Raw genomic sequence first — 17,060 nt, forward strand, 5'->3', positions numbered from 1 at the left:
ACCGAGAGGGGGTCGGTAGTTGAATATCCAGCAACTGTGGGACTTCGTCTTCGCCCGGAGACAGCAACTGCTCACCGACTCCTATCTGCACGTCAGCGCCGTTGTTCAGTCAGTGGCCATCGCCACGGTCATCGCGCTGACGATCGGAATCCTGGTTTACCGCAGCCCGGTCGGTTCCGCAATCGCAACCGCGTTGGCGAGCATGATCCTCACGGTCCCGTCGTTCGCGCTTCTCGGCCTGCTCATCCCGGTCCTCGGACTCGGTGTGGCCCCCACGGTGACAGCCCTCGTGCTGTACGCACTGTTACCGATCATCCGGAATACCATCCTTGGACTCGCCTCGGTCGACCCTGCGATCACAGATGCCGCCCGCGGAGTGGGAATGAGCCGCACCAGGGTCTTGACGCGGATCGAACTACCGCTCGCCTGGCCCGCGATCCTCACGGGGATGCGGTTGAGTACTCAGATGCTGATGGGCATCCTGGCGATCGCCGCATACGCCAAGGGTCCTGGACTCGGCAACTTGATTTTCTCAGGACTCTCCCGGGTCGGGAGTCCAACGGCCGTACCGCAAGCCCTCACCGCCACGGTTCTCATTGTGATCCTTGCGCTCCTACTGGACGGTATCTACATCATCGTCGGCCGCCTCACTACATCCAGGGGTATTCGTGACTGATCTTGACACACCGCACAGCACGGGTCGCAGCGTCTCGGGCGTGGATATCGTCCTCGAGGACGTAGTCAAGAAGTTCCCGGGGCAGGCAGAAGCCGCCGTCGACCAGATGTCGATCCATATTCCCGCAGGCGAGATCGTCGTGTTGGTCGGTCCGTCGGGCTGCGGCAAGACCACCACGATGCGCATGATCAACCGACTCATCGAACCGACGTCGGGGAAGATCACGATCGGCGGCAAAGATGCTCTGTCCATCAACCCGGACACGTTGCGCAGGGGCATCGGCTACTCGATCCAGCAAGCCGGACTGTTTCCGCATCTCACCATCGCGAAGAATGTCGCCACCGTGCCCGGGTTGCTCGGTTGGGGCAAGAAGAAGATCGACGAACGAACCGACGAAATGCTCGACTTGGTCGGACTCGACCCCCGCCTCTACAGGGATCGCTACCCCCGACAACTGTCGGGCGGCGAGCAGCAACGGGTCGGTGTGGCGCGCGCGCTGGCCGCCGATCCCCCGGTACTGCTGATGGACGAGCCGTTCGGCGCGGTCGATCCGATCACGCGCGGCTTGCTGCAGGACGAGTTGATGCGCCTGCAATCCGAACTCGGCAAAACGATCGTATTCGTCACCCACGACTTCAACGAAGCGGTGAAGTTGGGCGACCGAATCGCGGTGTTGGGCAATCAGTCACACATCATGCAATACGACTCCCCCGAGGCGATCCTGGCCAACCCGGCAAACGACACGGTGGCAGGTTTCGTCGGCGCGGATGCATCCCTCAAGCAACTGACGCTGACACGGGTCCGGGACATCGCTCTGGTCGAGTGCCCCACCGCGTACGAAGACGGCTCCGTCGACGAACTGCGCGCGGAAATCGGCCGACGCAAGATCAAGTGGGCACTGATTCTCGACGCCCGAAATCGCCCAATCCGGTGGGTGGCGCAACACCATCTCGCCACGGCTACCTCGCTACGGGATATCGGCGATCCGATCGAAGAACCGGTCTCCTCCCAGTCCACGCTGCAGGACGCCCTCGAGGCACTACTGGTGGAAAGCAGCGCCTCGACGGTGGTCACGGGGCAACGGGGAGAGTACCGAGGTGTCATCACGATCGACACTCTGGTCAAACATCTTTCGTCGATGCGCGAGGAACACTCGACCGGAGTCTTGGAGGCCGACCCGTCCCACAGCACGACACACGAAGCTGGGGCATCATCATGACCGCGGTCGCCGTCGATCCCACCAAGGCCGCTCCCACCGATCGGCGTTCCGAGCGCGGCCGGTTGATCGCCCAGCCGATTCTTGTCATCGTCTTGGTCGCCGGAGTGCTCGGATGGGCCTTCACCCGCGATCTCACTGCAACTCAGAAGGAAAGTATCAACGCGGCCAATATCGCCGAACTGACTTGGGAGCATGTACTCATCACAGTCGTGGTGGTCGCGATTGTCCTTGCCGTCGCCGTTCCCTTGGGCATCATTCTCACTCGTCCGGGGTTCACCAAGTTGGCACCGATCTTCGTCGGCATCGCAAATATCGGCCAAGCCGCCCCTGCCATCGGGTTGCTGGTCCTTTTCTTCCTCGCCACGGACAGGACCGGGTTCTGGATCGGCGTCCTTCCCATCGCGTTCTACTCACTCCTGCCGGTTCTGCGGAACACCATGCTGGGGCTTCAGGAGGTCGATCCGGCTGTCATCGACGCTGGGCGTGGACAGGGCATGACCGCTCGTAGAGTGTTGCGCAAGGTCGAGCTGCCGCTCGCCGTCCCGTACATCCTCGCGGGCTTGCGGACATCGCTCGTCCTGGCTGTCGGAACGGCAACACTGAGCTTCCTCGTCGACGCGGGGGGTCTCGGAATCCTCATCGACACCGGATACAAGTTGCGCGACAACGTCACCCTGGTTGTCGGCGCCGTGCTCGCCGTAGCGCTCGCGCTGGTCGTCGATTGGTGCGGTGCCCTCGCCGAAGAGTTTCTCGGTCCGAAAGGCCTTCGCTGATGGGGAGATTCCGGCGTGCCGCCGCAGCCGCCGCACTCGCAACAACCCTCGCCGTGTCGTCCTGCGGTCTCGAATCCGGCGGAGCGCTACCTCTGGCGGTGGGTCCGGGCAGCATCGCACCGGTTCCGGAGCTGGAGAAGGTGAAAATCACCGTTGGTTCGAAATCCTTCACCGAGCAGGTCATCCTCGGCTACATCATCGAGTTCGCACTCAGTGCCGCCGGTGCGGACATACGCGACCTCACCAACATTCAGGGGTCGAACAGCGTGCGCGACGCCCAACTGCACGGTCAGATCGACATCACCTACGAGTACACCGGGACAGGCTGGATCAACTACCTCGGCCACGAGACTCCGGTCCCCGGAGCCACGGCGCAGTTCGAGGCGGTCCGGGACGAGGACCTCGAACGCAACGGCATGGTGTGGGTCGACCCTGCGCCAATGGACAACACATACGCGCTCGCGACGAGCAGGAAGACCGCTGAAGAGACTGGTGTCACGACGCTGTCCCAGTATGCAGACCTGGTCGAATCCGACCCTGGGGCGGCAACGACCTGCGTCGAAACCGAATTCAATGTCCGGCAGGACGGATTTCCCGGTATGGCCGCCAGATACGGAATCGACCCGGCCCGGGTGAATCGTGAGATCCTGCAGACGGGCATCATCTACCAGGCGACCGCGGACGGAACGGAGTGCAAGTTCGGCGAGGTATACACCACCGACGGGCGCATAGAGGCGCTCGATCTCGTGGTACTCGAGGACGACCTCCATTTCTTCCCGAGCTACAACCCCGCCATCGTGATGCGCAAGGGTTTCGCCGATGCGCACCCGCAGATTGCGAAGGTGATGGCCCCCGTCTCCGACGCACTGACCACCGCGGAGATCACCGAACTGAACCGTCGGGTCGACGTCGACGGTGAAGAGCCGGCGAGCGTCGCCCGTGACTGGATGGTGCACAAGGGATTCGTCACGCTCCCCTGACCGAAGAGGTCTGCCCTCGACTCGGGTCAGCTACCGAGAAGAATCTTCGCGATCAAGCCTCGGTGGTCCGAGCCCTCCAGCACCACCGACTCCACGGACTGCGCGTGCGCCCCACTCGTGAGTATGTGATCGATCGCGATCATCGGCGGGAACGGCGGCCGGTCGGCCGGGTAGGTGTTCTGGATGCCGGCACCGGCTTCATCGGCGGCATCGCGATATCGTCCCGAAACGAGGTTTCTGTACTTCACGTGATCGCGGGTCGCGTTGAAGTCGCCGCTGACCACCACAGGTCCCGAGTCTGCGGGGACAGCATCGAGGATGGCCTCGATGCGGTCCATCTCCCCCGACCAGATCGAGGGATCCGTGGGCCAGGGCGGCACTGGGTGGAACGCATAGAGCACCGCACTCACGTCGTCCGAGAGGTTCACCCGCGCCGACAACGCGGACAGGATGAATTCCGAATGGTGGACTTCGTCGGACAGCGGGTACCGGCTCCAGATCCCGGTTCCCTCCCCACCGAATCCCGGCATCAGGAACGAGAACGGCAGCGACGATTCGATTCCCGCGTCCAACAACCGATCGACGGCCTCCGGCGTCAGCTCGTTGACCGTGAGCACGTCGACGTCGTGGTCGCGGATCTGCCGAACCACAGAAGCGGCATCGGCGTTGCCGAGCCAGATGTTGGCCTGCATCACCGTCAGAACCGGCCCGGACGTGGTGGCCGACTCGTTCGCCACGTACAACGGGCCCTGCGAGAACATGGCTACCACGGCCACTGCCAACGCAACCGTGAAACCGACCCAATGCCGGATCAGACCCAGCAGCACTAGCCCGACCGCGGCACACGCCATCAAATAGGGCGCAGCCGATGCCAGGATGAGCAATCGCTGGTTCTCCACATCGAGAAATCTCAGAGCAACGCCGAACACCCCGACGGCCACCGCGAACCAGCCGAGTACGGCCAGCGCCCGCACTCCCGGAGTGACCGCCGCCCCCGGCCCGGTGGTCACTCCCCGAAGACCCTCTCCACCACGGCCTTGGCCCGTCGGGTCACCCGCAGGTAGTGATCGAGGAACTCGCCGGCATCATCGCCACCCCAACCGGCAATCTGCGCGACGGCGGACAGCACACGCCCGGAGCCGGGAAGTTGATCAGTCGGCTTGCCACGGACGAGAACCAGACAATTGCGGGTCTTCGTCGCGGTGATCCACGCCTCCCGCAGCAGTCCGACATCCGACTCGCTGAGCAACCCGGCTGCACCGATGGCATCGAGGGTCTCGAGTGTGGATGTGTTGTGGAGCGACTGAATCTCGTGGGCATGGCGAAGCTGAATCAGCTGCACGGTCCATTCGATGTCGGCGAGACCACCGCGTCCGAGCTTGGTGTGGGTCGACGGGTCGGCCCCTCGAGGCAATCGCTCGGAGTCGACGCGTGCCTTGATCCGCCGGATCTCACGGACCGCCTGCTCCGATACCCCACCCTCCGGATAACGCGTCTTGTCGATCATGTACAGAAAACGCAGCCCGAGTTCGGGGTCGCCCGCGATGTGATGAGCACGAAGTAGCGCCTGAATCTCCCAGGACTGAGCCCAGTTCGCGTAGTAGGCCTCGTACGAGGCCAACGTTCGCACCACGGGACCGCTACGTCCCTCAGGCCGTAGACCGGTGTCGACCTCGAGGGGTGGGTCGGTGCTGGGTGCGCCGAGCAGCTTGCGGACCCTGTCGGCAATACTGTTGGCCCACTTGACAGCGACGGTCTCGTCGATCCCTTCACGGGGTTCGCAGACGAAGAGGACGTCGGCGTCGGATCCGTATCCGAGTTCGCCGCCACCGAGGCGGCCCATCCCAATCACCGTGAGGATGGCTGGGGCAGGCATACCGAGGTCCTTCTCGCTCGCCTTGATCACCGCGGAGAGAGCGGCGCCCAGCACTGCAGCCCATACGGAAGACAACGCGCGGCACACGCCGGGAACGTCCAACATGCCGAGGACATCGGCGGAAGCGACGCGAGCCAACTCGTACCGGCGCAGGGAACGGGCCGCCGCGATCGCGCGCGTGGGGTCGTCGTGTCGCGCCGAAGCGGTGAGGATACCGCGCGCGACGTCCTCGGGATTCGATTCCAGCAGACGCGGCCCACTCGACGAATCCCCGAAAAGTCGAACCACATCGGGTGCCTTGACCAGCAGGTCGGGGATGTAGGCCGAAGATCCCAGTACGGTCATCAAGCGCTGAGCGACCGAAGCCTCGTCACGCAGCAGACGGAGGAACCAGATCCGGTCGGTCATCGCCTCCGACAGCCGCCTGTACGCAAGCAGTCCGGCATCGGGATCCGATGTGTCACTGAGGTATTCGAGCAGTGTCGGCAACAGCAACGCCTGGATCCGGCCCTTACGGGACCCGCCGCTGGTGAGAGCAGTGAGGTGCCCCAGCGCATTCTCAGGGGCGGTGTAGCCCAGCGCCGCCAACTGGCGGATGGCCGCGTCCGGGCTCAGTCGCAGCGCATCCTTGTCCATACGCGCCACCGATTCGAGCAGCGGCCGGTAGAACAGCCTGGCGTGCAGCCGCCACACCCGATGCGAGTTCCGCTTGATCTCCGCTTTGAGCACTCCGAGCGAATCCTTGCTTCCGTCGGGACGCATGTGCGCTGCCCGCGCCAACCAGCGCAGCGCTTCCTCATCGTCCGCCGGCGGCAGGGTGTGCGTACGCCGCAGCTTCTGCAGCTGCAACCGATGCTCGAGCAACCGCAGGAACTCGTAGGATGCAGCAAGGTTTGCGGCATCGTCACGGCCGACGTAGCCACCCGCCGCGAGGGCCGTCAGGGCGTCGATCGTGCTCTGGACGTGTAGCGCATCGTCTGCGCGCCCGTGCACGAGTTGAAGGAGTTGGACGGCGAACTCGACGTCGCGCAATCCGCCACGGCCCAGCTTCAGTTCGCGTTCTCGGAGTTCGGACGGAACCGTCCGCTCCACCCGGCGACGCATCTCCTGCACCTCGGGAACGAAATCCTCACGCTCGCTTGCAGTCCACACCATCGGACTCAGGGCGTCGATGTACCGCTGACCGAGTTCTGCGTCTCCGACCATCGGGCGAGCCTTGAGCAGGGCCTGAAATTCCCAGGTCTTGGCCCACCGCTTGTAGTACGCGAGGTGGGAGTCGAGCGTGCGGACGAGTTCGCCGCGCTTACCCTCCGGCCGCAGCGCGGCGTCGACGTCGAAGAAGGCCGACGACCCGATACGCATCATCTCGCCCGCGATTCGGCTGGCGGTCGCGTCTGCCGGTTCGGCGACGAACACCACGTCTACGTCGCTGACGTAGTTGAGTTCGCGCGCACCACATTTGCCCATCGCGATAACGGCAAGACGAACAGGGCACGGATCATCCGGGCACACGGTCGCGACAGCCACCGCAAGGGCGGCGTCGAGGGCAGCGTCCGCCAGGTCCGAGAGCTGGCGGCCGACCGTCTGGTACGGCAACACCGGTTCGTTCTCGACCGTTGCTGCGAGATCGCTGGCCGCGAGCAGCATCAACTCGTCACGGTACGCCTTGCGCAGAACTGCAATGGCGTCCGGCCCGGTGACCTTCGCCCGGTACAGATTGGCGTCCGGGTGCGCACCCTTCTCCGGTTCGGCGCCGATCGCGGCCATCAGCGTCGCGGTAGCCTGCTCCTTCGACGCAAGCCTCACATCGCCGGCGAGGATCTTCCACAACTGCGGGTCCGCGACCAGGTGGTCGCCGAACGCACTGGAAGCGCCGACGAGACCGAACAAGCGACCGCGCAGGCCCTTGTCCGTGCGGATCGCTGTGTCGAGTTCGGCCCAGCCGTCGCCGAGTCCGTCCTTCAGCCTTGCCAGGGTACGAAGCGCTAGATCGGCATTCGCAGCCCGGGACAGCGACCACAGCAGTTCGATGCTGTCGGCACCGACCCAGCCAAGATCCTCTAGCTCGGATGGTGCGGTTGGTTCTACCAGGCCCAGGCGACCGGGTCCCGGCACTGCAGAACGCTCAGGCGGAGGCTTGACCATCTTCTCTTTCACAACCCCAGATAGGCCTCGAGTTCGAACGGTGTTACGTGACTCCGGTACTCCGCCCACTCACGGCGCTTGTTGCGGAGAAAGAAGTCGAACACATGCTCGCCGAGTGCCTCGGCGACCAGCTCCGACTTCTCCATCACACGGAGCGCACCGTCGAGGTTACTAGGAAGCTCCCGGTATCCCATGGCGCGGCGCTCGGCCGATGTCAACGCCCACACGTCGTCCTCGGCTTCGGGCGGAAGTTCGTAGCCCTTCTCGATACCACGCAGGCCGGCGGCGAGAAGCACCGCGAACGTGAGATACGGGTTGCACGCCGAGTCAGGGCTGCGGATTTCGACGCGCCGCGACGAAGCCTTGTTACGCGTGTACATCGGCACCCGCACGAGTGCAGAGCGGTTGGACGGCCCCCAGGACGCCGCGGTCGGCGCTTCGCTGCCGTGGATCAATCGCTTGTAGGAGTTCACCCACTGGTTGGTCACGGCGCTGATCTCGTTGGCGTGCTCGAGGATTCCGGCAATGAACGCCTTGCCGGTGCCCGACAGTTGCATCGGATCATCCGGGTCGTGGAAGGCGTTGGTATCGCCTTCGAAAAGACTCATGTGCGTGTGCATCGCTGAGCCGGCCTGATCACTGAACGGCTTCGGCATGAAGGTGGCACGTACACCCTCGGCGATCGCAACCTCTTTGACCAGGTACCGAAAGGTCATGACATTGTCTGCCATCGACAGGGCATCCGCGTACCGCAGGTCGATCTCCTGCTGGCCGGGAGCTGCCTCGTGGTGGCTGAACTCGACGGAGATGCCCATCGATTCGAGCGCATCGATGGCATGCCGCCGGAAGTTGGGGGCGGAATCGTGGACTGCCTGATCGAAGTAGCCGCCGGAATCAGCCGGTGTGGGCGGTGTGCCGTCGATCGGTCCGTTCTCGATGAGGAAGAACTCGATCTCGGGGTGGACGTAGCAACTGAAGCCCAGGTCGCTGGCCTTGTTCAGCTGACGACGCAGCACATGCCTCGAATCCGCCCAGGACGGGGAACCGTCCGGCATCGCGATATCGCAGAACATGCGGGCAGAGTGTTGATGCCCCTTGCTCGAGCTCCACGGCAGCACCTGGAAGGTGGAGGCGTCCGGTTTCGCGACCGTATCGGCCTCGGAGACCCGAGAGAAGCCCTCGATCGCGGACCCGTCGAAGCCGATACCCTCTTCAAAGGCACCTTCGAGTTCTGCAGGTGCGATCGCCACCGATTTCAGGTATCCGAGAACGTCGGTGAACCACAGTCGGACGAACCGAATATCGCGCTCTTCGAGGGTCCGAAGCACGAATTCCTTTTGGCGATCCATGTCCGCGAGCGTAAGCAAAGTTCATTAAATCTGTGTAACTTCGGCAATACGACCCGCCGCAGAATTTACATCGTGCCAGCGTGCGGGCTTCCCGGCTGACCCTGCCGAACACGCGCACGCCGACACGTCAGCACGTCAGATCTGCGGGCGGCACCGCCAGATTCACCAAATAGTCGGTGACGACGTCGTCGATGCAGACTTTCCCGTCGAGGACCACCGTGTGCTGAGTTCCCCGATTGGTGACGAGTACACCGTCCATCTGCTTCGCGAGATCCACACCCGCTTGATAGGGCGTCGCAGGGTCTTCAGTGGTCGAGACCACTACTACCGGCGGGATGCCGGGCGCGTCGATGGTGTGGGGGTAGCCCGTATTCGGGACAGGCCAGAACGCACAGGTATCCAAGGGTGCGTTGCCGGTACCGCGGCCGTCGTCGAGGAAGGGCGCCATTTGCCGGTAGCGCGTGTCTGCCTCGCCGACCTCCGCGCGATCGGTGACCGCCGGATCATCCACGCAGCGGATCGCTGTGAAGGCGTCGTTCAGGTTGGAGTAGGTGCCGTCACTCGAGCGGCCCTCGTACAGATCGGCCAGCATCAACAACGAGTCACCCGTGCCCGATTCCAGGCTCTCCAGCCCTCCACGGAGCGGACCCCACAGAGCCGGCGTGTACAAGGCCTGCTGGACGCCGGTGATCGCGTCGCGGTAGCTGAGGCCACGCGGATCGGTCGTTGCGGCAGGTTTGCTGATCAGCGGGTCGACCAGTGCCCGGAACCTCGCGTTCGCCTGAGCCGGATCGTTGCCGAGGGGACAGTCTTGCTGCTGCATGCACTGGGCGGCAAAAGCGTTGAAGGCATCCTGGAATCCCGCCGCCTGAAGGATCATTTCCTGGGTCGGATCCTGCTCGGGATCGAGCGCTCCGTCGAGAACCATCGCCCTCACGTTGCCCGGGAAGGTCTCCGCGTAGGTGGAACCGAGTCGGGTGCCGTAGGAAAAGCCGAGGTAGTTCAGTTTCTCGTCACCGAGAACCGCGCGAATGACGTCCATGTCGCGCACGACGTCGTACGTACCGACGTGCGCGAGCACATCGACACCTGTCCGCTCGGCGCACTTGTCCGCATAGTCTCGGTTCTCATCCTCTATGCGCGCGATCCCGGCGGGACTCATGTCGATGTCGTTCAGCCGGCGTTTCGCGTCCATCTCCGCTGCTGTCAGGCAGGTGACCTCTGGCGAGGAGGCACCAACGCCGCGAGGGTCGAACCCGATGACATCGAAACTGTCCGCGAGATCCTTGCCGTGGGCCACGGATGCCAGGGCGAGACCGGAAGCTCCCGGCCCACCCGGATTCACCAGGAGTGAACCCACCTTGTCTCCGGTCGCCTTCGACCGAGATATGGCAATCTGCGCCGTCGCACCCTCAGGACTCTCGTAGTCGTTCGGCACCGTCACTTTGGCGCAGTCGAGATGGTCGCCCAGCGGAGGCCCGTCCTTGGAGTACCCATCGCACGAACCCCAGTCGACCTGCTGCGTGTAGAACTTCTCCAACCCCGCGGGAACAGGTCCGGGCGGCAGCGCCGCGGACCGCTCGGCAGTGCCCTGTTCGCCGGATGCGCAGGCGGCGGCAACAAGAACAATGGCAAAACCCCCCGCCAACGCGGCAGGTACCCGGGAACCGATCGACATAGCACGATCCTGCCAGGTTCGTTGCGTGCAAGTCTTCCGGCAGTCGAGAGCCCGGGGTATGTGTGACTTATTGCACCCGTGCGAATGCTTCGCTCGCCCACACACCGGTGGCAAACTCATAACGGTCATCACCCGCACCCGGGGACCCGTCAAGGGCCTCGAGGCCAGAAAGGGACAACGATGTCCGAGCAAAAGTCGTCAGCAGGCGCGCCAGGCGATCAGCTCTACGGATCCGCTCCGGCGCACAATCCCCCCAAACGCAAGACCCGAATCCATCACCTTCAGGCAATGAAGGACTCAGGTGAGCGTTGGTCGATACTCACAGCCTATGACTACTCCAGCGCCCGCATCTTCGAGGAAGCCGGCATTCCGGTCCTCCTCGTCGGCGACTCGGCGGCGAACGTCGTCTACGGCTACGAGACCACCGTTCCGGTCACGATCGACGAACTCCTCCCCCTCGTCCGCGGCGTAGTCCGTGGCGCACCACATTCGCTCGTGGTGGCGGATCTGCCGTTCGGCAGTTACGAGAGTTCTCCACAGAAAGCTCTGGAGTCGGCGACCCGGTTCATGAAGGAAGGACTCGCCCACGCAGTCAAGCTCGAAGGCGGCGAGCGTGTCGCTCCTCAGATCGCAGCGCTCGCAGCCGCAGGCATTCCGGTCATGGCCCACGTCGGATTCACTCCGCAAAGCGTGAACTCCCTCGGTGGATTCCGAGTCCAGGGACGCGGCGACGCCTCGGAACAATTGATCGCAGATGCGATTGCGGTTCAGGAAGCTGGTGCCTTCGCCGTCGTCATGGAGATGGTGCCGGCAGAACTCGCCGGACAGGTCACCCGCAAACTGACGATCCCTACGGTAGGCATCGGAGCAGGTGCCGAATGCGACGCGCAAGTCCTCGTCTGGCAAGACATGTCCGGCTACACCAGCGGCAAGACGCCAAAGTTCGTCAAACGCTTCGGTAACGTCGGCGACGAGTTGCGCAACGCGGCTTCAGCGTATGCGGCCGAGGTACGCTCCGGACAGTTCCCGGCGGCTGAGCACAGCTTCTGAGCTGTCTCTTCCGACCGTTCCAGCAGACGATCGAGGAGATGTTGATGCGACAGCGCGGGGTGCTCCGGACCAATCCTGGTCATCGGCTGGTCGTGCTCGCAGCCGGGACGGTCGCACTTGCTGCGATCGTCGCCGGGTGCGCCGGAGTGGAATCGACGCCCGCGGTCGACTCCACGGTGTCACCGAGTCCCTCCGCTGTCGCAGATCCCGGCATTGCCCTGGTTCCCGGTGAGGTCACCGAGGCGCAGGCGATCCAGCTGTGCACCGACCTCGAGAGCCAATTGCAGAGTTGGCGAACCTATACCCCGACCATCGGCAAGACCGGTCTCAACGGGGTTGTCGGAACGTGGATCGCGAAGAACAACCTCAGTGCGCTCGACTTCCTGCAGGATCGTGCGCGGGTCGACGTAATCACCACGGCAGCCTGCCCCGACATCCGGCAACAAGCGGCAACCGCGCTCGAGATCCCCGACCTCGCATCCGGCCTGATCGGCTTCTAGTGTGTCGATGACACCGCTTCGCACCCTCTACCCTCCACTCGAGCCGTACCAGTTCGGATACCTCGATGTCGGTGACCGGCAGCAGGTCTACTGGGAATCGAGCGGCAATCCGGACGGGAAGCCGGTGGTGTTTCTCCACGGTGGACCGGGTGGCGGCACGGAACCTGTGCAGCGGCAATTCTTCGATCCGCAGCGGTATCGAATCGTGCTGTTCGATCAGCGTGGGTGCGGTCGGTCCACCCCTCACGTTGCCGACGGTGCCGATCTGTCCGTCAACACCACTGACCACCTGATCGACGACATCGAGGTGCTGCGAAACCACCTCGGCATCGACCGCTGGCAGGTCTTCGGTGGGTCGTGGGGGTCCACTCTGGCACTCGCGTACGCGCAGAAGTATCGACATCGGGTGACCGAACTGGTCTTGCGCGGCATCTTCCTGCTGCGTCGCAGCGAGATCGACTGGTACTACAACGGCGGGGCCGGACATCTGTTCCCAGATCTTTGGGAGAAGTTCTTGGCCCCGGTGCCGGAATCGGAGCGCGCTGGCGACCTCGTCGCGGCTTATCACCGGCTCCTTCACGCCGACGACCCCGATGTCGCTACGCGTGCTGCGATCGCATGGTCGACCTGGGAGGGAGCTACGAGTTCGCTACTACCCAAGCCAGAGCATGTCGCGGACACCTCGAGACCGAGATTCGCACTCGCCTTCGCCCGCATCGAGAACCACTACTTCTACAACCGCGGGTTCCTCGACGAAGGCCAGCTTCTGAACGACGCGGCCGCACTGGACAGCATTCCGGGTGTGATGGTGCAGGGCCGCTACGATGTGGTCTGCCCGGCCACGAGTGCGTGGGCACTGCATCGGGCGTGGCCAGGCTCCCGACTCGAAATCGTCGACGACGCAGGGCATTCGGCGATGGAGCCAGGAATCGTCCATCACCTTGTCGAGGCGACGGACCAGTTCAGGGACTGACGTCCCCCCGAGGGCACCGCCGAGCCAGGCCGGACCGTCATCACCCCTAGCGGTTCCACTCCTCGTCCGCCCGATCTGCCTCCTTGTTCCGTTCCGCGGCGATCTCGAGAGCCTTCTCGGCAGAGTCCCGGTCCGGATAGGGCCCCATCCTGGACATGGACGACGGCGTCTTTCCCTGCGTGACGGTGCCGTTCTCGATGTCGTAATACCAAAGATGATCCTCGTCTCTCATGTGTTCAGTGTGACACCGATGCGCCAATACGATGCCGATCACACTCGGGCTGTTATCGTCTTGCTCTGTCCGGTGATCCATTCACCGGGGACGGTGAGTGTGGTGTCAGCGTTCTGTCCTTCCACGTACAGTGCCGGAACAATGAATGGGGCGAGATGTCAACAATCATTTACGACCAGCTACTTCCCTACCTGGGCGCCGAGGGTGCAAGATATTGGGCCCAGTTGCTCGTGGTCGATCCCGTCTGACGGGCGTCGATGCCTGAAAGCCCCTGCCGCGCGCGGCAGGGGCTTGATCGTGCCTGCCAAATTCGTGCAAGTCTCGGACCGCTTCACGCCCCTCGGGGGTTCGGACCTCTCTAGGCTTGAGTAATGGCAGTGAATCCAGAGATCGTGGGTCGTGTCTACCCGCCGACCAGGCCCTATCTCGTCGGTCGCGAGAAGATCCGGGAGTTCGCAAAGGCCGTGTTCGCCAACAACCCGATCTCCTTCGACGTTGTCAGCGCTCGCGCGGCAGGCCATGCAGATCTCGTTGCGCCACCTACGTTTCCCGTCATCGTCCAGGGACGTGCCCTCGCGCAATTGGTTGCCGATCCGACGACGGGGATCAAACCCAACAACCTGGTACACAGCGCCGAACATGCCCGCTCTCAACGCCCAGTTGTCGCGGGCGACGAACTCTCTGCGGTGTTGACCATTGTCGACGTGTCACCGCGAGGCGTGAACGCACTGCTCGTGGCCGATGTCGAAATCGTGGACGCAATAGGCGATAACGTAAGCACGATCACCTCGAACCTTTTCGTCAGAGGTGACCGATGACGTCCCCCGAGCGGATATTGCTTGGCGACACCGTCGCCAAGTCCCGCTACCACCTGACCCGCGAATCACTGGTTCGCTACGCCGGGGCATCGGGTGACTTCAATCCCATCCACTACCGCGACGACGCCGCGAAGTCCATCGGCCTTCCAGGTGTAGTGGCACACGGAATGCTGACCCTAGGGCTGTCGACGCAGAGCGTCGTCGACTGGCTCGGCGATCCTGCGAGGATAACAAGCTATCGGGCCCGCTTCACCAAACCGGTGATCGTCGACCCCGACGAAGGCGCGATCGTCGATGTGGTCGCCGAAGTAGGCCAGGTCGACTACGACTCAGGGGCCGCTAGGATCGACCTGACCGTCACTTTCGACGGACACACCGTGCTCGCGCGTTCAGAAATATGGATTTCACTGCGCTGAGTACCAGCGTGTCCCTGAGGGGAACTCCTCGTATGCCTAACGTCGGCAACATATTTCGCACGGCCAAGCGGACCTGTCGCGGGGAGAGGCGGACGAGTTGGCGTGTAAGCCGGATCCTGTCCCCGTCGCCGAAGCGCCGGGTGGCGACCATCCATCTGGGCACACCGTCGCCGGGTACCTCGAGCGGTTCACCCGCAGGCTCGGGCGAGCAGCCCTCGAACACCTGCGCAACCGCACCGAGACCCCGAAAGATCCGATGCGGTCTTCAACCTTGCTCCGGGCGGGGTTTACCTAGCCACCCCGGTCACCCGGGGTGCTGGTGCGCTCTTACCGCACCGTTTCACCCTGACCGGCGCCCACCCCGAAGAGTGCTGCACCGGCGGTCTATTTTCTGTGGCACTATCCCGCGAGTCACCCCGGGTTGCCGTTAGCAACCGCCCTGCTCTGTGGAGTCCGGACTTTCCTCGGCCCAGGGCCTGTGCACACACGGTGCTGGTTCCCTCTGCCGCGGCCGCCCGGCCAACTCGTCCGCCCGACAAGACTACCTTTCCCTACGCCTGTCACGACACCGCACCTGTCATGACACGGCATTAGGGTCGAGGCATGACTCGATACGTCGTACTCTTGCGCGGTATCAACGTGGGCGGAATCAACATCAAGATGGCTGACCTGCGCAACACCTTCAGCGATTTGGGATTCGAGAACGTCAAGACCGTTCTCGCGTCCGGCAATGTGCTGTTCGATTCCGACCGGACCGACATTTCTGCTCTGAAGAGCGATATCGAAGCGGCTCTACGCGCCGAATTCCGTTACGAAGCCTGGGTCTTCGTGCTCGATGTCGACACGGTCCGGAAGATCGTCGACAGCTACCCGTTCGATCCCGAGCGAGAGGGTTGGCAACCATACGTTCTGGTGACGCCCGAGCGGGAGGTCCTCGACATGCTCGCAAGCGTTCGAAACGATCTCGATCCTGGCGTCGAACGCATCCAGGTCGGTGACGGCGTCTTGTACTGGGAAGTCGAACGGGGCAGGACGCTCGAGAGTACGTTCGGGAAGAAGACTGGTGCTGCCAAGCTCAAAGCTTCTACTACCACCCGAAACCTTCGAACCCTCGTCAAGATTTTGAAATGACCCTGCGGTGACGATCCTGGCAGTCGCGCTCGTCGCCGCGGTCCTCGTCTTCGCGGTCGTCCGGCCACGCCGACTTCCCGAGATCGTCGCCGCCGCACCTGCGGCGCTGATCGTCCTGGCCGTAGGGCTGGTGTCACCGTCCGAGGCGTGGGACGAAGTGACCGACATGGCCCCGACTGTCGGGTTCCTCGCCGCGATTCTCGCCCTCGCGCACCTCGCCGACGCGATGGGGGTCTTCACATGGATCGCGGGCCTACTCAGGATTAGGGCACGCGGTGACCCGAAGAGGCTGCTGACACTCGTTTTCGGGTCCGCAGCACTGACTACCGCCGTGCTCAGTCTCGATGCCACGGTCGTCCTCCTCACTCCGGTCGTAATTGCTACAGCTCGATCCCTTCACATGGATCCGAGGCCGCACGCGTACGCCAGCGCGCACCTATCGAACAGCGCTTCGACCCTGCTCCCCATATCCAACCTGACAAATCTGATCGCCTTCTCCGCAACGGGGCTGAGTTTCCTGCATTTCGCAACCATCATGGCCTTGCCCTGGATGGTGTCGATCGCGGTGGAATTGATCCTGTTTCGGCTGTTCTTCCGACGCCAACTCACTCGGCCCGACGCCGAGTCCACAGCTGACCCTCAAACGGCTGCACCGACAGTCGCCCTGTCGATCATCGCGGCGACGCTCGTCGGCTTCGCGGTGTCGGATCTCGTGGGAGTCGCGCCGGCGTGGGTGGCCGCGGCGGGGGCGGTCGTGCTGGGAATCGTCGCGCTTCGACAGGGCCGGACCAGCTTTGGGCGCATCGTGTATTCGATCGACGTGTGGTTCTGCGGGTTCGTCCTGATCCTCGGGGTCGTCGTCGCAGCAGTCGCGAACGGTCCGATCGGCGACTGGATCGGCTCGAAACTACCCACCGACACGACCTTTCTCGGGTTGCTCCTGATGGCCGTAGTCGCGGCGATCGCGGCGAATCTGGTCAACAATCTTCCCGCGACCCTGCTCCTGCTGGCGGCGCTGGGGACCGGTGCGCCGACAGGGCTGATCCTGGCGATGTTGCTCGGGGTCAACCTCGGCCCCAACCTCACCTACGTAGGCTCGCTCGCAATCATGTTGTGGCGACGAGTGACAGCACGTGCGGGTTCACCCGCAGATCTGAGAACCTTCACCCTTCTCTCACTGCTTACGACGCCCCTGACCCTGCTCTCCGCAGTGACCGCACTGTGGCTCGTCCTCTGAAATTGCT

16 protein-coding genes and 1 other RNA gene are annotated in these 17,060 nt (G+C 63.5%); 11 read left to right on the top strand and 6 right to left on the bottom strand.

All coding sequences use genetic code 11. The features are described 5' to 3' along the window. Positions 1-25 precede the first annotated feature (25 nt). The 4 genes from AB0I57_RS17120 to AB0I57_RS17135 are packed head-to-tail and all read left to right on the top strand — an operon-like array spanning position 26 to position 3,648. On the top strand, positions 26-676 hold the full coding sequence (locus AB0I57_RS17120; protein WP_358338307.1) for an ABC transporter permease: 651 nt from the start codon (positions 26-28) through the stop codon (positions 674-676). Beyond that, positions 669-1,895 (top strand): ATP-binding cassette domain-containing protein, encoded by a 1,227-nt coding sequence (locus tag AB0I57_RS17125; protein WP_358337693.1) that lies wholly within the window; start codon positions 669-671, stop codon positions 1,893-1,895. The genes AB0I57_RS17120 and AB0I57_RS17125 overlap by 8 nt, the downstream gene beginning before the upstream one ends. After that, entirely contained in the window at positions 1,892-2,668 is a 777-nt protein-coding gene (locus tag AB0I57_RS17130; protein WP_358337696.1) for an ABC transporter permease, read from the top strand. The genes AB0I57_RS17125 and AB0I57_RS17130 overlap by 4 nt, the downstream gene beginning before the upstream one ends. Next, positions 2,668-3,648, top strand: a complete 981-nt coding sequence (locus AB0I57_RS17135) for a glycine betaine ABC transporter substrate-binding protein (protein WP_358337699.1) — start codon at positions 2,668-2,670, stop codon at positions 3,646-3,648. The genes AB0I57_RS17130 and AB0I57_RS17135 overlap by 1 nt, the downstream gene beginning before the upstream one ends. Before the next feature lie 26 nt (positions 3,649-3,674). Here AB0I57_RS17135 and AB0I57_RS17140 read toward each other — a convergent pair whose 3' ends face one another. The 4 genes from AB0I57_RS17140 to AB0I57_RS17155 all read right to left on the bottom strand — a co-directional run bounded on the left by AB0I57_RS17140 (position 3,675) and on the right by AB0I57_RS17155 (position 10,696). Continuing rightward, complete coding sequence (locus tag AB0I57_RS17140) at positions 3,675-4,658, bottom strand: endonuclease/exonuclease/phosphatase family protein (protein WP_358337701.1); 984 nt, start codon at positions 4,656-4,658, stop codon at positions 3,675-3,677. After that, positions 4,655-7,669, bottom strand: coding sequence for a bifunctional [glutamine synthetase] adenylyltransferase/[glutamine synthetase]-adenylyl-L-tyrosine phosphorylase (locus tag AB0I57_RS17145; protein ID WP_358338309.1), 3,015 nt, complete (start codon positions 7,667-7,669; stop codon positions 4,655-4,657). Before AB0I57_RS17145 ends, AB0I57_RS17140 begins: the two co-directional genes overlap by 4 nt. A gap of 8 nt (positions 7,670-7,677) precedes the next feature. After that, a complete protein-coding gene (glnA, locus tag AB0I57_RS17150; protein WP_358337704.1) occupies positions 7,678-9,018 on the bottom strand; it encodes a type I glutamate--ammonia ligase in 1,341 nt (446 codons plus the stop codon). A 127-nt stretch (positions 9,019-9,145) separates the two neighbouring features. After that, complete coding sequence (locus AB0I57_RS17155) at positions 9,146-10,696, bottom strand: alpha/beta hydrolase (RefSeq protein WP_358337707.1); 1,551 nt, start codon at positions 10,694-10,696, stop codon at positions 9,146-9,148. 180 nt (positions 10,697-10,876) lie between these two features. Between AB0I57_RS17155 and panB the strand changes: the two genes are divergently transcribed. Genes panB through pip form a run of 3 tightly spaced genes read left to right on the top strand, consistent with a single transcriptional unit; the run spans position 10,877 to position 13,219 of the window. After that, positions 10,877-11,746, top strand: coding sequence for a 3-methyl-2-oxobutanoate hydroxymethyltransferase (gene panB, locus AB0I57_RS17160; RefSeq protein WP_358337710.1), 870 nt, complete (start codon positions 10,877-10,879; stop codon positions 11,744-11,746). Positions 11,747-11,784: 38 nt separating this feature from the next. After that, positions 11,785-12,246 (top strand): hypothetical protein, encoded by a 462-nt coding sequence (locus AB0I57_RS17165; RefSeq protein ID WP_358337713.1) that lies wholly within the window; start codon positions 11,785-11,787, stop codon positions 12,244-12,246. Positions 12,247-12,253: 7 nt separating this feature from the next. Continuing rightward, positions 12,254-13,219 (top strand): prolyl aminopeptidase, encoded by a 966-nt coding sequence (gene pip / locus AB0I57_RS17170; protein ID WP_358337716.1) that lies wholly within the window; start codon positions 12,254-12,256, stop codon positions 13,217-13,219. A 46-nt stretch (positions 13,220-13,265) separates the two neighbouring features. On the opposite strand, the gene AB0I57_RS17175 is transcribed toward pip, so the two are convergent. After that, on the bottom strand, positions 13,266-13,451 hold the full coding sequence (locus tag AB0I57_RS17175) for a hypothetical protein (protein ID WP_358337719.1): 186 nt from the start codon (positions 13,449-13,451) through the stop codon (positions 13,266-13,268). A 371-nt stretch (positions 13,452-13,822) separates the two neighbouring features. Between AB0I57_RS17175 and AB0I57_RS17180 the strand changes: the two genes are divergently transcribed. Both AB0I57_RS17180 and AB0I57_RS17185 read left to right on the top strand, forming a co-directional pair. After that, on the top strand, positions 13,823-14,269 hold the full coding sequence (locus AB0I57_RS17180; RefSeq protein WP_358337722.1) for a MaoC family dehydratase N-terminal domain-containing protein: 447 nt from the start codon (positions 13,823-13,825) through the stop codon (positions 14,267-14,269). Beyond that, positions 14,266-14,685, top strand: coding sequence for a MaoC/PaaZ C-terminal domain-containing protein (locus AB0I57_RS17185; protein WP_358337725.1), 420 nt, complete (start codon positions 14,266-14,268; stop codon positions 14,683-14,685). Before AB0I57_RS17180 ends, AB0I57_RS17185 begins: the two co-directional genes overlap by 4 nt. Before the next feature lie 89 nt (positions 14,686-14,774). Here AB0I57_RS17185 and rnpB read toward each other — a convergent pair. After that, an RNA gene (gene rnpB / locus AB0I57_RS17190) (RNase P RNA component class A) lies at positions 14,775-15,212 on the bottom strand. Between the two features lie 76 nt (positions 15,213-15,288). Between rnpB and AB0I57_RS17195 the strand changes: the two genes are divergently transcribed. Continuing rightward, positions 15,289-15,816, top strand: coding sequence for a DUF1697 domain-containing protein (locus tag AB0I57_RS17195; protein WP_358337727.1), 528 nt, complete (start codon positions 15,289-15,291; stop codon positions 15,814-15,816). 7 nt (positions 15,817-15,823) lie between these two features. Next, positions 15,824-17,053: an SLC13 family permease gene (locus tag AB0I57_RS17200; protein WP_358337730.1), complete on the top strand. Its 1,230-nt coding sequence runs from the start codon at positions 15,824-15,826 to the stop codon at positions 17,051-17,053. Positions 17,054-17,060: the final 7 nt, after the last annotated feature.

The organism is Rhodococcus sp. NPDC049939 (assembly GCF_040656415.1).
GTDB lineage: Bacteria > Actinomycetota > Actinomycetes > Mycobacteriales > Mycobacteriaceae > Rhodococcus_F.